10 protein-coding genes are annotated in these 14,058 nt (G+C 74.4%); 6 read left to right on the top strand and 4 right to left on the bottom strand.

Going from position 1 to position 14,058, the window contains the following annotated elements; translation table 11 throughout:
- Positions 1-186 precede the first annotated feature (186 nt).
- A complete protein-coding gene (locus tag ACZ4YY_RS32895; protein ID WP_468298588.1) occupies positions 187-822 on the top strand; it encodes a hypothetical protein in 636 nt (211 codons plus the stop codon).
- A gap of 206 nt (positions 823-1,028) precedes the next feature.
- Here ACZ4YY_RS32895 and ACZ4YY_RS32900 read toward each other — a convergent pair whose 3' ends face one another.
- The 4 genes from ACZ4YY_RS32900 to ACZ4YY_RS32915 all read right to left on the bottom strand — a co-directional run bounded on the left by ACZ4YY_RS32900 (position 1,029) and on the right by ACZ4YY_RS32915 (position 9,306).
- Complete coding sequence (locus tag ACZ4YY_RS32900) at positions 1,029-5,630, bottom strand: hypothetical protein (protein WP_468298590.1); 4,602 nt, start codon at positions 5,628-5,630, stop codon at positions 1,029-1,031.
- Positions 5,631-5,686: 56 nt separating this feature from the next.
- Positions 5,687-6,565 (bottom strand): hypothetical protein, encoded by an 879-nt coding sequence (locus tag ACZ4YY_RS32905; protein WP_468298592.1) that lies wholly within the window; start codon positions 6,563-6,565, stop codon positions 5,687-5,689.
- 122 nt (positions 6,566-6,687) lie between these two features.
- Entirely contained in the window at positions 6,688-8,214 is a 1,527-nt protein-coding gene (locus tag ACZ4YY_RS32910) for a hypothetical protein (protein ID WP_468298594.1), read from the bottom strand.
- A 387-nt stretch (positions 8,215-8,601) separates the two neighbouring features.
- Positions 8,602-9,306, bottom strand: a complete 705-nt coding sequence (locus tag ACZ4YY_RS32915) for a GntR family transcriptional regulator (RefSeq protein ID WP_468298595.1) — start codon at positions 9,304-9,306, stop codon at positions 8,602-8,604.
- A gap of 164 nt (positions 9,307-9,470) precedes the next feature.
- Between ACZ4YY_RS32915 and ACZ4YY_RS32920 the strand changes: the two genes are divergently transcribed.
- The 5 genes from ACZ4YY_RS32920 to ACZ4YY_RS32940 are packed head-to-tail and all read left to right on the top strand — an operon-like array spanning position 9,471 to position 13,871.
- A complete protein-coding gene (locus ACZ4YY_RS32920; RefSeq protein WP_468298597.1) occupies positions 9,471-10,766 on the top strand; it encodes an MFS transporter in 1,296 nt (431 codons plus the stop codon).
- Positions 10,763-11,602 carry a putative hydro-lyase gene (locus ACZ4YY_RS32925; protein WP_468298599.1) on the top strand — a complete coding sequence of 280 codons (840 nt, stop codon included), beginning with the start codon at positions 10,763-10,765 and terminating at the stop codon, positions 11,600-11,602. The genes ACZ4YY_RS32920 and ACZ4YY_RS32925 overlap by 4 nt, the downstream gene beginning before the upstream one ends.
- A gap of 18 nt (positions 11,603-11,620) precedes the next feature.
- Positions 11,621-12,379 (top strand): LamB/YcsF family protein, encoded by a 759-nt coding sequence (locus ACZ4YY_RS32930; RefSeq protein WP_468298601.1) that lies wholly within the window; start codon positions 11,621-11,623, stop codon positions 12,377-12,379.
- Positions 12,376-13,002, top strand: coding sequence for a 5-oxoprolinase subunit B family protein (locus tag ACZ4YY_RS32935; RefSeq protein WP_468298603.1), 627 nt, complete (start codon positions 12,376-12,378; stop codon positions 13,000-13,002). Before ACZ4YY_RS32930 ends, ACZ4YY_RS32935 begins: the two co-directional genes overlap by 4 nt.
- Entirely contained in the window at positions 12,999-13,871 is an 873-nt protein-coding gene (locus ACZ4YY_RS32940; RefSeq protein WP_468298605.1) for a 5-oxoprolinase subunit C family protein, read from the top strand. Before ACZ4YY_RS32935 ends, ACZ4YY_RS32940 begins: the two co-directional genes overlap by 4 nt.
- Positions 13,872-14,058 lie beyond the last annotated feature (187 nt).

A 14,058-nucleotide genomic window follows, 5' to 3' on the forward strand; every position in this document is an offset into this window, starting at 1 on the left:
TCGAAGTTGGGGGAATCTTCGAGGTGTGTCGTGCGTCCTACTGATTGGGAACAGGGGGCGGAATCGGCCACAGGAGCCGCAGTCCGCACCCGGGCGGCGTAAAAGAACGCAAGCCGGGCAGCCACTGGGGAGCCGGTTCTTCGAACCGGGGAAAGCTGTCTGCCGACGGTGGGGAGTGACACGTTGATGGGCACGGCGGAGCGGCGCGGGGCGCCCCAGGACCGCACAGCGGCGCGCGGTACGGCACTGGGGGACTCCGAGGCGGCGGATCGCGACATCCCAGCGGACGGACACGGGTCGGGGGTCGTACGGGGAGTGACGCAGGGACAGATACCGGCGGGCGCGGGGGCCTTCGCCGGGCACGAGGAGTCCGGCCGCGGCGCGCGGGACGCGGCGTCCAGGGCGCGCGTCGAGGATCAGGAGCGAGCTGCGCGGCCGTTGTGGGTGGAGGAACCCGCGCGCCGGCGCCGGCTTCCCGACCCTGTCCGCACGGCGGCCGTGCGCGCGGTACTTCTCATAGCCGTGACGTTGCTCCAGGCCATGGTCGCCTTCCTGTGCACGCTGGCCGGGTCCTGGCTGGCGTTCCCGATGGTCATCAGCAGCATCGTCAGTACGGTGGTGGCGACGTGGGGCGCGCTGGACGTCTGGGTGACCCGGCAGGTGTGGAAGCAGCGGTACGGAGTGGTGTCGACGCCGAGCAGCACCGCGCGTGCGCTGCGACGCGAGCGGCGGCGCGCCCGTCGGCAGGCGCGGGCAGCGGAGAGGGCGCAGGAGCGGATACGTCGGCAGGGCGGCGGCGCGGGGCAGTTGTCGCACCCGTGAGCTCCGTCCGGCGCGCCGGTCAGGTCGCGCCCGACCGCACCTCTGCGGCGGTCCTCGGTGATCCGTGGGTCACGACGACGGTGAGCGGCGAGAAGTGCGCGGGTCTCCTCACAGCGGACGCCTGAGGGCGCCACAGCGGAGGGGCACGGAGGGACTGCGGGACCTTCATGGACGGTCGCGCGGTTCCCCGCGCCCCTGTCGGGGCGCTACTGCGGGCGCTTGTACATCCGCGTCGCGGTGATCTCGCTGTGTCCCGCTTCCCCGGCGGAAGCCTGGGGCAGTCCCGGGCGCAGGTGTTCCTCGACGCTGATGTACTTCAGGCCCGCCCTGAGGTCGGCGTCGTTGCGCAGCCGGATGACCAGCGGGAACTCCGCCAGCGCGGTGGTGTCGAACAGACCCGTGGTGTAGAGGAGCTGCACGCCGAGCGCGTCGGACACGGCCCGCTGGAGTTCCAGCAGGTACGTGGCGTTGGCACGGCCGATGGGGTTGTCGAGGAACAGCGTGCCGGCGTGCCGGTGCTTGTCGCGGCCCCGGTCGTTCGAGCGCAGCGCCGCCATCGTGCAGTACAGGGCGATGGCGGCGGTGAGCAGCTGGCCGCCGGAGAACACGTCGCCCATCTGCCCCACGGGCACCCGCTCGGCGCGCAGCACGGCGTCCGGCTTGAGGATCTCGACGGCGACACCTTTGGGCCGCAGGGCCGCCGCGACCCCCCGCAGCAGCAGCGACATGCCGTCGCGCCGCAGGTCGGAGTTCTTCTTCACGGCCGCCCGGGTCGCCTCGTCGATGACCTCGCCGAGCCGCTCGATGAGCGTGGCCTGGTCGGGTTCCTCGAAGCGGATGCGCAGGAACTCCTGCCCGGACCACTCGCCGAGGCCCTCCGGCAGCCGGGAGAGCCGCTGGGCGGACCGCAGCGTCGCGAGGGCGGACTCGACGAGGCCGCGCAGACGGTCCACGATCGAATCGCGGTTGCGCTCCAGTTGCTCCAGCTCGTCCGTGAGCACCCGCAGCCTGGGCGCGAAGGCGTCGGCCCACTTCTGGGCGTGCTCGGGCAGCGCGGAGGCGGGCAGCTCGCGGATCTGCTGCCGTGCGGGGGTGCGGACCTGTTCGTAGCGCGTGGAGTTGGCGTGCCGCACGAGCACGTCGCTCGCCTCGCGGACGGCTGCCTCGGCGGCCGACAGGTCGGCGGAGCAGCCGCGCAGCGAGCGGCGGGCCTCGGCGGCGGATGCGCGGGCCTCCTCAAGGCTGCCCGGGTAGGGCTCGGGCTCCTCCTGCTCCTCCTCGGGCGGGTGCTCGCGCAGCAGGTCGCGGAGCATCGCGGCGATCTCGTCGAAGCCTCCGGCCGCGTCCTCGGCGGCCCGGTGCGCCTCCAGCAGTTCGGCGTGCGCCTCGCGGGCATGGCTCAACGCCTCGGTGCGGGTGACGAGTTCGGCCGTCGCGGTACGCAGCAGCGCCTGCGCGTGATCGGCGTCGCGGGGCTGCTGGTCCTCAGGCAGTTCGGTGTGCGCCTCGCCGCCCTCAGGAGCGTGCCGCTCCGCCTCGCCGCGCAGCCGTCCGAGCTGCTCGCTCGCGCTGGACATCCGGGTCTCCAGGAGCTGCACCAGCTCCTCGGCGCGCGCGGCGGCGGCCTGCCGGGACGGTCCGTCGGAGCCGTCGGGCGACTGGAGCAGTTGCTCGGCACGGGTGCGGACCTTGTTGCTCAGCCGGTCCAGTTCGGCGCGGGCCGCACTCTCGTCGCTCTCCGCCCGTGCCTGTTCGGCGCGCAGGTCGGCGCCGACGCCGACCTTCTCGTACAGCTGGGAGGCGGCCCGGTAGGCCTCGCGCAGGGCGGGCAGGGACGCCTGGGGCGTCTCGGCGTCGTCCTCGGGCACGTCGTCGGGCGCGCCGGCGATCTCGGAGCGCTCGGCGCGCAGCGCCCGCGCGGTGCGGCGGGCGTCGTCGGCGGCGCGCTGGGCGGCCCGGCGGTCCTCGTCGGCGGCGCGGGCGCGTTCCAGGCAGGCCTGGGCGCGGGCTTCGGACTCGGCGGCCTCGTCGGCGAGCTCGCGCAGTCTGACCTGCCAGCCGGCGCGTTCGCGCAGCCGGAACGCGAGGCCGGCGAGGGCGTCGGCGGCACGCCGGGCCTTCTGGGCGGCCTCCTGCCGCTCGTCGCGGACCTGGGCGGCTTCGGCGGCGACCTCGTCGGCCTCCGCGCGCACCGTCCGCGCCTCGGCGAGCTCGGCCTCGGTCTCCTCGGCGAACGCGCGCGCCTCCCGGGCCGCCTCCGCCAGCTCCACCAGGCGGCCCGCGGGACAGCCCGTGCGCCAGGACGCGAGCCGTGCGGCCAGCTCGCGGTCCTTGCCGAGACGGGCCGCGAGCCGGCGGATCTCTTCGTCCCGCTCGGTCGCCCGCGCGCGCAGCGCCCGGCGCTCCTCGTCGGCGGCGTGCTCGTCGTGCATGGCCGGGTTCGGCGGGACGAGGAAGACGTCGCCGGTGTCGGCGTCGGGTGCCGGGGTCGGGGCGAGCAGGGCGGCGGCCGTGCCGACCGCGACGGCGGACCGGGGCAGCAGGGCGGCTTCGCCGAGCGCCTCACGCGCGCGGGCGTGCGAGGCGGGGTCGGTGATGATCACGCCGTCGACGAGTTCGGGCCGGGCGGCGAGCACGCGCGCGTGGTCGGCGGGGTCGACGGCCTGGGCGAGGTAGCGCCAGCCGGGCAGCGCGGGGATGCCGTGCTCGCCGAGGAACTCGACGGTCGCGAGCACGTCCGGGCCGGGTGGCAGCAGCCCGCCGTCGCCGAGGGCGCCGAGGATGCGGGAGTCGTCGGCGGCGGCCGTCCGCAGGTCGAACAGCTGCCGTTCGGCGGAGGAGACGGCGTCGTCGAGGAGTTCGCGCAGCTCGTCGGCGTAGCGGTCGAGGTCCTCGGGGGTCAGGCCGGGTTCGTCCGTCTCGCCGTCCTGGCGGGGGCGCGGGATGCTGCGGCGCGGGGTGCCGCCGGTGACGCCGACCAGTTCGGCGAGCCGCTCCTCGGCGGCGAGCGCCTCGGCGAGCCGGCGTTCGGCCTCGTACGAGCGTTGCGCCGCGGTCGCCGCGTCGGCCGCGCGGGCCGCGGTCAGTTCGGCGCGGGACTCGGCCGAGGCGGCCTCGCGCGCGTGCTCGGTGGCCCGGCGGGACGCCTCGCGGGCGGTGTCCCAGGCAGCGACGGCCGTCTTCTCGGCGTCGCTGGCGGCGAGGGCGGCACGAGCGGGGTCGGCGTCGGGCGCGCTGTCGTCCAGCCAGCCGGCGCGGACGGCCTCGGCGGTCTCCTGCTCGACCTCGGTGAGGCGCTGGCGCAGGTGTCCGCCCTCGCTGCGGGCGCGCTGCGCCTCGGTGGCGGCAGAGGTGGAGTCCCGGTGGGCGGCCTCGCCGACCTCCTGGAGCGCGGCGGAGCGCTCCTCCTCCTCGTTGGCGAGGTCCTCGGCGCGTCCGGCGGCCGCGTGCAGGGCGCGGACGAGGTCGACGGCGGCCTTGGCTCGTGCGGCGAGGGCGGGCGCGGCGTCGCGTTCGGCCTCCTGGATGGCGGCGGACACCCGTGCGGCCCGGTCGGCGGCGGCGCGGTGGCGCAGGACGACCTCGGCGGCCTGCCAGGCGGCGTGCAGGGTGCGGGCGTCGGCGAGTTCCCGCTTCTGTGCGGCGGTGGTCTTCTCGGCTGTGGCGAGCGCCAGCGAGGCGTGGCGGAAGGCGAGTTCGGCGGCGATCAGCGCGCTGCGCTCGCGGGCGCCCTCGGAGTGGGTGACGGCGTGGGCGGCGGCCGTGACGCGCTGGGCGAGGTCGGCGGCCCGCACCCGTTCGCGGGTGCCGCGCGCGGACAGCCGCCGGGCCAGGGCACGGGTGCGCCGTTCGGCGCCGGTGTGGACGTCACGCGCGCGTACCCGCGTGTCGGCGGCCTCCACGATCCGTCCCAGCAAGTCCACCGACCCGGCGGTGAAGTCGCGTTCGGCGATCAGTTCGGCGCGTCGGCCCAGCTTGTTGCCGAAGCCGCTGACGAGGTCGGCGAGCCCGTCGGTGTCCCGGGTGTCCGTCACCGCGCGCAGCAGCAGGTCGGTGAAGTCGGAGTCCTTCTTGACGGCGAACAGGCCCGCGGCTTCGCCCTCGTCGGCGTTCATCTCCCGCTGGTAGCGGAAGAGTTCGGGGTCGAGGCCGAGGTCGCCGAGGTGCTCGATCCACCGGTCGTGGATGTCCTCCCAGTGCACCTCCAGGTGCGGGTAGGCCTTCCCGGCCTCGGTGATCGCGTCTCGGAACCCCTTCATGGTCCGCCGCCGTCCCTGCGCCCCCGACTGGCCCTCCACGGGCGGCCGTACGGCGTTGGACTCGGCGACGGGCAGGTTGTCCAGGGTCAGTCCCGGTCCGGGCCGGAAGGAGTACCAGGCCTCCGCGAACTTCCGCGGGTCGTTGGACACCTGCCGTCCGCGCCACTCGCTGGCCTTGCCGACCACCACGCACTCACCGGTCAGCACGTGCTGCCACTCCAGCACGACGTGTCCGCAGTCGTCGGCGAGCAGGAACTTGCGCAGCACGCCGGAGCTGGCGCCGCCGAGGGTGTTGCGGTGGCCGGGCAGCATCACCGAGAAGATCAGCTTGAGCAGGACGGACTTGCCGCCGCCGTTCTCCAGGAAGAGCACGCCGGCGGGCGCGGGGCGGCGTGGCGGGCCGACCGGCTCCTCCTCGAAGAACTCCGCCTGCGTGGGGGCGGGATCGGGCACGACGTCTCCCACGCCCCGCAGGTCAAGCACGGTGTCGGCGTAGCGCGCACCGGCGGGCCCGATGGAGTAGAGGCGGACCCGGGACAGCTCGTACATGGCGGACTCTCGTAAGTCTTCGGCAGATCGGTGGGGGGCGGGGATCGCGGGGATCGTCAGGAGTGGAAGGGCAGTCCGGCGTCGGACACCAGTTCCAGGTCGTCGGTGTTCTCGGCGGGCAGCAGGGTGGGGGTGCCGTCGGTGACGGGGACGACCCCCAGGTCGAGCAGTTCGGCCATGGCCGCGCTGCCGGCCATGTCCCGCACCTGGAGCTGGTAGCGGGCCGTCGTGCGGTACGTGCCGCCGTTGTCGTCGCCGGTCCGTTGGAGGAAGCCCGAGTCGGTGAGGAAGGAGACGGCCTTGCCGACGATGCCGGTCGTCGAACCGGCGAGGCGGCGCGCGTCCTTGGTGGCGCCGGTGGCGCTGCGCCGGGCCCAGATCCGCCAGGCGGCCTCCAGCCCGGGCGCGTCGCTGACCGGGTCGGTGTTCTCGCCCTGCTCCTCGGCGCGCTCCTCCAGCCGGCGGCAGGCCTGACGCACGAAGGCGTCGACGCCGTTGACGCTGACGCGGCCGATGTAGGCGTCGTCCGCGAGGTCCTCGGGGCGCGGGAAGGCCATGGCGGCGACGGCGAGATGGGCGAGGCCGTGCAGGAACCGGTCGCCGCCGTCGGCGGACGTCCGGCGCGCGTAGTCGCCCATGCGCACGGCGAAGACGGAGTCCTCGGCCGCGGTGACGGCCATTCCCGCGCGCGGGGACACCTCCAGCACGACGAGGCCGAGCCCGGCGGCGACGGCGTCGGCGAGCCGTGCGAACGCCGGGTCCTCGCGGTGGCGTCGCAGCAGCTCGGCGTAGTCCTGGTCGCGGGCGGGCTGGAGCTTGGGCTGCAGCCCGAAGGCGACGAGCCGCGCCGCGTCGGCGGCGTCGGCGGGGGTGACGGTGTGGGGCACCGGCGCGGCGGCGGCCTCCGGTTCACTCCGGTCGACGTGCTCGGTCACGGTGTCGGCTCCTTGCTGCGGTGTTGCTCGTCCCTGCGGTTCACGGCCCGGTTCATGCCGCATCTCTCCTGCGGTTCACGACCCGGCTCATGCCGCTTCCGTCCTGCGGCTCACGACCCGGCTCATGCCGCTTCCGTCCGGTCGGCGGCCATGCCGGCCGCGTCCAGCAGGGCCGTGCCGACGATGAGGTCGGCCCCGCCGAACTCGTGGTCGTCCAGCTCCGTGCCGTCGTCCACGGCGAACAGCAGCTTCTCCTCGCCCTGCCGGTAGGCGGTGCCGACCGCCGGGCTGGCCGCGTGCACGGCCAGCAGCGCGACCAGGTACGGCAGGTCGGGGTCGGTGCGCCGCGCCTCGGCCAGCAGCCCGGAGAGCCTGCGCGGGGCGTCGGCGGGCAGGTCGAGGAGTTCCTTCGCGGCGGCGAGCTGCTCTTCGCTGAAGCGGCTGTCGTCCGGCGTCGCGATCAGGTCGGGCTCGGGCATCTCCGCCCCGAGGTGTTCGCGCTCCACCGGGGGCGTCAGCAGCAGCTCGACGAGGTCGCCGACGCGGACGGAGGCCGGTGCGCGCAGCCCGGTGCCGCGCGCGAAGAACGCGTCGGTGACCTTGACGGCCTGCTCCAGGGGCAGTGGCAGGACGGGCGCGACCAGATGGCCGTAGAGATCGATGCCGGAGGTCGTCAGGGGGGTGGCGAACGCCTGCCGGTCCTGTTCGGCGCGGAACAGCGGCCCGGCCTCCAGCAGCCGCGACTGCAACTGGGTGTGCCGACGGATGCAGTCCTTGACGATGTCGACGAGTTCGGCCGCGCGCCGCTTGTGCTCGGGGTCCTCGGACTCGTCGCGTGCCTTGCGGATGTTGGTGAGGATCGCGTTCTCGTGCCGGTAGCGGTCGGCGACATGGTCGAGGGCCTCGGCGATCATGTCGGGGACGGCGTTGAGCCAGTCGACGGCCCGGACGTTGCGCCGGGTCGCGTCGAGGGCCCTGCGCAGGGTCTCCGAGTACTGCACGGTCCGGTAGCGGGCCTGCTCGGCGGCGAGTTGGGCGTCGGCGAGGCGGCCGCGCCGGATGAGGACCTCGAGCTTGACCTCGGCGGCGATCTGCGCGCTGGTGACGTCGGTGTCGAGGGCACCGACCAAGACGTTCACCGCCTCGTCCGTGGTGCGGAGGTAGACCGCGCCGCCGTACCCGGGGACCTCCTCGATGAGCTTGAAGTCGTAGTCGCGGCGCACATAGGTGCCGTCGGCCGTGAAGGTGCCGTAGACGGCGCGGAAGCCGCGGTCGACGCTGCCGACGTTGACGAGGTTCTCCAGGACCCAGCGGGCCACCCGCTCGTGTTCCCCGGTGGGGCGCTGCGGGGCCTGCGCGGCGATGCGTGGGACGAGGCGGGCCACGATCTGGTCGTGGTCGGCGCCGGTGTCGAAGTCCATGTTGAGCGTGACGAGGTCGATGGCGGCGAGGGCGATCTCCGCCATGCCGTACACCGAGTACTCACCGGCCAGGTTGGCCTTGCGCGCGTCGAGGTCGTGCAGGGGCGCGGTGCAGGCGAGCGCGCGCAGGCGCCGCGCCAGTCCCTCGTCGGCGGCCGGACCCGGAGCGGGGCGCGGCCCCGCGCTGAACTGGGGCGGAACACGGTCCGTCGGAGCAGGCGATGTCACGGTGCACAGACTAGGTCCTCGGTCTGACAACGACCCAAACGGCGCAGAAGCGACCGTCGTCACGGAAACGCGAGACGGCCGCGGTCGCCGCGTCCCTCCGGCGGGAGGAACCTCAGGTGGCGCACCACGTATTGAAAGGCCTCGGTCGCCACGCACCACCGTACGGAAAGGCCTCGGTCGCCACGCACCCATCTGCGGGGAGGCCTCGGTCGCCACGCACCCGTCTGCGGGGGGCTCGTCGCCGCCCATCACCGTGCGTGAAGGCCTCGGCCGACGCCCCGGACCGAGAGGCTTCGGACGCCTCGTTCCACCAGGAGGATCGGCCTGGGTCGCCGCGCCCCTTCCCCCGTGGAGACCTCGGTCTCCGGCGCCTCCCCCGGGGAAACCTCAGTCGCCGCGCCCCTCCGCGCCCACCCGGCGCCGGTACACCTCGACGACCCGCTCCAGCGAGTCCTGGAGGTAGACCTCGAGGAGCCGCTCCGCGCCGCCCTTGTCGCCGGCCTCCAGGGCCTGGAGGATCTGGCGGTTGCGCATGAGGTAGGGCTCGTGCAGCCGCCGGGGGTCGTCCACGACGTGGAAGGCCAGGCGCAGCTCGGCGAAGACACTGCGCATCAGCTCGTCGGTGCGGGCGCTGCGGGCCAGGGCGACCAGCTCCCGGTGGAAGTGGATGTTGGCGGTGCCCAGCCCTTTCCAGTCGTTCTCGACGGCCGCGACCTGGCCCTCGGTGACGGCCGCCCGGAGCGCCCGGAGCTCGTACGGCGGTTCGCCGAGTCCGCGGACGACGGCGCACTCGACGAGCGCCCGCGTGCGGTAGATGTCCTCGACGTCCTCCACGGTCAGGACCCGCACGAACACGCCCCGGTTCAGTTCGTGGACGAGCAGGCGCTCGTGGGTGAGCAGCCGGAACGCCTCGCGCAGGGTGTTGCGGGAGACCCCGAGCGCCCCGCCGATGCTGTCCTCCGACAGGCGTGTCCCCGGCGGGAAGTAGCCCTCGGCGATGCGGCTCCTGAGGATGTCCGAGACGCGCTCGGCCGTGCTGGTGCGCCCCAGAAGGGCTCGGTCGTCGGCCAGTCCCGCCAGCTGCTCTGCCATGCCCGGAATTCAATCGCAGAGAGAAGAACGAAACAACAGGGGTATTGAAGGATCGTTCAACGATCCTCTACCTTGCTGGGAACGACGTCGCCCGTCCCTCGTCGCGGCGCCGCACGGCACGGCTCACTTCCCGCACCCTCCGTCATCCCTCTGCGAGGTGCCCCATGAGCACGACCCCTCCACCGCAGGCCCCACCCACCGGCACCCGGTCCGCGTCGACGGCGACCGACGACGGCGCGATGGCCTGGCTGCGCGCCCTCGGCCCGCGCGGTCGCCGCGCCTTCGCCGGCGCGTTCGGCGGCTACGCCCTCGACTCCTACGACTACTTCACCCTGCCGCTGAGCATGGTCGCGCTCTCGGCGTACTTCGGCCTGGACAGCGGCCAGACCGGCCTGTTCACCACGGTCACCCTGGTCGCGTCCGCCGTCGGCGGGGCCCTCGCGGGCGTGCTGGCGGACCGGATCGGCCGGGTCAAGGCCCTGATGATCACGGTGATCACGTACGCCGTCTTCACCGTCGCCTGCGGATTCGCGCCCACCTACGAGACGCTGCTGGTCTTCCGCGCCCTGCAGGGCCTCGGCTTCGGCGGCGAGTGGGCCGTCGGCGCGATCCTGGTCGCCGAGTACGCGAGCGCCCGGCACCGGGGCCGCACCCTCGGCGTGATCCAGAGCTCGTGGGCCGTCGGCTGGGGACTGGCGGCGATCGTCTACACCCTGGTCTTCTCGTTCTTCGGCGACGACGTCGCCTGGCGCGTGATGTTCTGGACGGGCGCCCTGCCGGCACTGCTCGTGGTGTGGATGCGCCGGCGGGTGCAGGACGCGCCGACCGCCGTCGCCGCGCGGGAACAGAGCGCGGGGAAGGGCTCGTTCAGGGCCATCTTCCGGGGCCGGCTGCTGCGCACGACGGTCTTCGCGGGCCTGCTGTCCACCGGCGTCCAGGGCGGCTACTACACGCTGGCGACCTGGGTGCCGACGTATCTGAAGTCCGAGCGCGGCCTGTCGGTGGTCAACACGGGCGGGTACCTGACGTTCCTGATCTCCGGCGCCTTCCTCGGCTACCTGACCGGCGGCCACCTGACCGACCGGCTGGGCCGCCGCCGCAACATCTGGCTGTTCGCCCTGCTGTCGGCGATCTGCATCCTGGCGTACGCGAACATCCCGAGCGGCGCCGACACCCTGCTGCTCGTGCTGGGCTTCCCGCTCGGGTTCTGCATGTCGGCGATCTTCAGCGGCTTCGGCTCCTTCCTGAGCGAGCTGTACCCGACGGCCGTGCGCGGCACCGGCCAGGGCTTCACGTACAACACCGGGCGCGCCGTCGGTGCCGTCTTCCCCACCACCGTCGGCTTCCTCGCCGACAGCTGGGGCGTGGGCGGCGCACTGGTCTTCGGCGCGATCGGTTACGGACTCGCCGCCCTGGCGCTGCTGGGGCTGCCGGAGACGCGCGGGAAGGAACTGGAGTGAACCGTCCGACCTTCACGACCTTCACGGAGGACCGCCCGGTGGCCCTCCTCGACGAGCACGCGCACGCGTGGAGCCCCACGACCGCCCGGGCCCGCTTCCGGGACGGGCTGTCGGGGCCCACGGCCGGCGTCGCGGCGGGCCACACCCAGGTCAACATGGTCTCGGTGCCCGCGGACTGGGCCTACGACATGCTGCTGTTCTGCCAGCGCAACCCCAAGCCCTGTCCCGTCCTCGACGTCACCGACGCAGGTTCCTGGACGACCGTGCTGGCCGAGGGCGCCGACCTGCGCACCGACCTGCCGCGCTACCGGGTGTGGCGGGACGGCGAGCTGGTGGACGAGCCGACGGACGTGCGCGCCCACTGGCGTGCGGACCTGGTGACGTTCCTGATCGGGTGCAGCTTCACCTTCGAGTGGGCGCTGTCCGCGGCCGGCGTGCCGATCCGCCACGTCGAACAGGGGCGCAACGTCCCGATGTACGTGACGGACCGTCAGTGCCGCCCGGCAGGCCGGCTGCACGGGCCGATGGTGGTGTCCATGCGCCCGGTGCCGCCGCAGCACCTGGCGGCGGCCATCCGGGAGAGCAGTCTGCTCCCGGCGGTGCACGGCAGCCCCGTGCACTGCGGCGACCCCTCGGGGCTGGGCGTCGACGACCTCGGGCGTCCCGACTTCGGCGACCCGGTGGACGCCGAAGCGGACGACATCCCGGTGTTCTGGGCCTGCGGGGTGACCCCGCAGGCCGCGGTGATGGCCTCGCGCCCGCCGTTCGCCCTCACCCACGCCCCGGGGCAGATGTTCCTCACCGACGCCCGCGACGAGCAGTACCGCGTGGCCTGATCAGGAGACACTGGAACCATGACCGCGATCGACCTGAACGCCGACCTCGGCGAGGGCTTCGGCCACTGGCGGCTGACCGACGACGAGCAACTGCTGTCCGTCGTCACCAGCGCCAACGTGGCCTGCGGGTTCCACGCCGGGGACGCGGCCACCATGCGGCGGGTGTGCGAGCTGGCCGCCGAGCGGGGCGTGACGATCGGCGCACAGGTCTCCTACCGGGACCTCGCGGGGTTCGGGCGGCGCGCGATGGACGTGCCGCCCGCCGAACTGGCCGCCGAGGTCGCCTATCAGATCGGCGCCCTGCAGGTCTTCGCACGGGCGGCGGGCGCCCGCGTGGCCTACGTCAAACCGCACGGCGCCCTGTACAACCGAGTCGTGCACGACGAGATCCAGGCCGGCGCGGTCGTCGAGGGCGTACGGCTCGCCGACGCGACGCTCCCGGTGCTCGGACTGCCCGGCTCGCGCCTGCTCGAGCTGGCCGCGGGGGCGGGCCTGCCCGCCGTCCCCGAGGCGTTCGCCGACCGCGCCTACACCGAACAGGGCACCCTTGTGCCGCGCGGCCTGGACGGGGCCGTGGTCACCGACCCCGAGGCCGTCGCCGAACGGTCGGTGAGCCTGGCCCGCTCCGGCACAGTCACCTCCCACACGGGCACGCCCATCGAGGTCCGTGCGCGTTCCCTGTGTCTGCACGGCGACACGCCCGGCGCGGTGGAGCTGGCCCGCCGGGTCCGGCGCCGACTGGAGGAGTCGGGTGTGCGCGTGGAGGCCTTCGCATGAAGGTGCTGCCCGTCGGCGAGGACGCCCTGCTCATCGAGGTGCACTCGGTCGAGGAGGCCCAGGCCCTGCACGCCGAGCTGCTCCGCCGCCGCGCGGAGGGCTCGCTGGCCGCCCGCGAGATCGTCCCCGCGGCCCGCACGGTCCTCCTCGACGGCGTGGACGATCCCGTCCGTCGGGTTTCCGAACTGACCGCGGCCGCCCTCCCGCCCGCTCCCCCGGCGTCGAGCGCGGTGATCGACCTGCCGGTGCGCTACGACGGCCCCGACCTCGCGGACGTCGCCGCGCACTGGGGCGTCCGCGCGGGCGAGGTGGCCCGCATCCACGCCGCCACCGAGTTCCGCGTCGCCTTCTGTGGCTTCGCGCCCGGGTTCGGCTACCTGACCGGCCTGCCGCCGCGCTACGACGTGCCGCGCCGGGGCACCCCGCGCACCGCCGTCCCAGCGGGTTCGGTGGCGCTGGCGGGGCCGTACACGGGCGTGTACCCGCGTTCGTCGCCGGGCGGCTGGCAGCTCATCGGCACCACGGACGCCGTGCTGTGGGACCACACGCGCGTGCCGGCCGCGCTGCTGACGCCGGGGGCGCGGGTGCGTTTCGTCCCGGTGGACCAGGAGGGCGCCGGATGACCGACCGTGCGCTCTACGTCGTCCGCGCCGGGGCCCTGACCACCGTGCAGGACCGGGGCCGGCCCGGCCACGCACACCTCGGGGTGCCCCGCTCCGGCGCCCTGGACCCGCCGGCCGCGGCGCTCGGCAACCGGCTGGTCGGCAACGGCGCCGACGCGGCCGTCCTGGAAACCCTGGTCACCGGCTGCGCCCTCAGGCCGCGGTGCGATGTGACGGTGGCCGTGGCGGGGGCGCCCTGCGCGGTCACGGTTGACGGTCGCCCGGCCGCCTGGGGTGCGCCCGTGCGCGTGCCCGCCGGGGCGGTGCTGGACGTCGGGGCCGCCGTCTCGGGTCTGCGCAGCTATGTGGCCGTCACCGGTGGCATCGCCGTGGAGCCCGTCCTCGGCAGCCGCTCCACGGACCTGCTCTCCGGCCTCGGTCCCGTCCCTCTCGCGGACGGCGCGGTCCTCCCCCTCGGGCCCCCGGGCCTCGCCCCCCGCGCGTACCCGGACGTCGCCCCGCAGCCGGCGCCGCCGGCCGAGCTCGTCCTGCGGGTGACCCTGGGGCCGCGCCACGACTGGTTCACCGAGCAGGCGCTGCGCACCTTCACCTCGCGCCCGTACCGCGTGTCGCCGGCCAGCAACCGCATCGGCCTGCGCACGGAAGGCCCCGCCTTGGAACGGGCCCGGCCGGGCGAACTCCCGAGCGAGGGCATGGTGCTGGGCGCGGTCCAGGTGCCCCCGGACGGCAGGCCGGTCGTCTTCCTGGCCGACCATCCCACCACCGGGGGTTACCCGGTGATCGGGGTCGTCCGTGCCTCCGACCTCCCGTCCGCCGCCCAGGCGATCCCCGGCACCCCGATCCGCTTCGTGGCGGTCCGCCGACGCTGACGGCCGGACCGGCCGTGGTCGCCCCTCTCCTCCGCGTCAGGGCGGGTGAAGTCGTCGGTGTCTCGCCGGCTCATCGGTGGGACCGGTCGCGTGCCCAGGGCCGCGTCCCGCTACCGCTCCGCCACCGGCGGCGCGGCCTGCGCCGCCGACACCGCCGCCGAGGCGGGCAGGCAGGCGGTGAGCAGGG

The organism is Streptomyces sp. NPDC030143 (assembly GCF_055573695.1).